A 1,459-nucleotide genomic window follows, 5' to 3' on the forward strand; every position below is an offset into this window, starting at 1 on the left:
GTGACGGCACCGAGCGAGAAGCTGCTGTTGTTCGGCGCGACCGGGGACCTGTCGCAGCGGATGCTGCTGCCGTCGCTGTACGGGCTGGCGGCGGACGGGCTGCTGCCGTCGGGTCTTGCGATCGTGGGGACGGCGCGCAGCGGGCATGACGACGCTGCCTTTCGCGCCTTCGCCGAGCAGGCGCTGCGCCGTTTCGTGCCGAGCGAGCGGCTCGACGAGGCGGCGCTCGGCGGTTTCCTCGCGCGGATCGGCTATGTCCCGGTCGACGCATCGAGGGAGGGGGATTTCGCGGCGCTGGCGGAGAAGGTCGGCGCGACCGACCGGGGCCTGTCGATCTTCCTGTCGACCGCGCCGTCGCTGTTCGGCGCGACGATCGACGGTCTCGCCAAGGCGGGCCTTGCGGGCGAAGGGGTGCGGATCGGGCTGGAGAAGCCGCTCGGCTACGACATGGCGTCGAGCCGCGAGATCAACGACGCGGTCGGATCGGTCTTCCCGGAGGACCGCATCTTCCGGATCGACCATTATCTCGGCAAGGAGACGGTCCAGAACCTGCTGGCGCTGCGCTTCGCCAACGGGCTGTTCGAACCGCTGTGGCGCGAGGGCGGGATCGACCATGTCCAGATCACCGTGTCGGAGACGGTGGGGCTGGAGGGCCGGGTCGGCTTCTACGACGGCGCCGGCGCGCTCAGGGACATGGTGCAGAACCACATGCTCCAGCTGCTCGCGCTGGTGGCGATGGAGCCGCCGGCCCGGTTCGATGCGGCCGCGGTGCGCGACGAGAAGGTGAAGGTGTTCCGCTCGCTGCGTCCGATCGACCGGGCGATGGCGGCGAGCCACAGTGTGATCGGGCAATATGGCCCCGGCGCGGTCGCGGGCGGGCCGGTGCCGGGCTATGTCGACGAGCTGGGCAAGCCGTCGGATACCGAGACCTTCGTCGCTCTGAAGGCGAACATCGACAATTGGCGGTGGAAGGGGGTTCCCTTCTACCTGCGCACCGGCAAGCGGCTGCCGAGCCGGCAGTCGGAGATCTTCATCCAGTTCAAGGGGGTGCCGCACTCGATCTTCGACGGGCGGGGCGCGGTGCTGCAACCCAACAAGCTGATCATCCGTTTGCAGCCCGACGAGAATGTCCGACTGCTGCTGATGGCGAAGGAGCCGGGGCTCGACCGCGACGGGATCCGGCTGAGGGAGGTGCCGCTCGACATATCGATGCCGAACGCCTTCGCCGACAGCCGGCGGCGGATCGCCTATGAGCGGCTGCTGCTCGATCTGGTCGAGGGAGACCAGACGCTGTTCGTGCGGCGCGACGAGGTGGAGGCGCAATGGGAGTGGGTCGATGCGATCCGCGACGGCTGGGCCGCCAACGCGATGAAGCCCAAGGCCTATATGGCCGGCACCTGGGGGCCCTCCGCCGCCATCGCCCTCACCGAACGCGACGGCGTCACATGGCATGACTGAC

General features: G+C 69.0%; 1 protein-coding gene. It reads left to right on the forward strand.

The window, feature by feature from the left end; translation table 11 throughout:
- On the forward strand, window positions 1-1,458 hold a 1,458-nt coding region (gene zwf / locus B5X82_RS26120), incomplete at its 5' end, for a glucose-6-phosphate dehydrogenase (RefSeq protein WP_377266688.1).
- Between the last annotated feature and the right edge of the window lies 1 nt (window position 1,459).

The organism is Rhizorhabdus histidinilytica (assembly GCF_900167915.1).
GTDB classification, from domain to species: Bacteria; Pseudomonadota; Alphaproteobacteria; order Sphingomonadales; family Sphingomonadaceae; genus Rhizorhabdus; species Rhizorhabdus histidinilytica.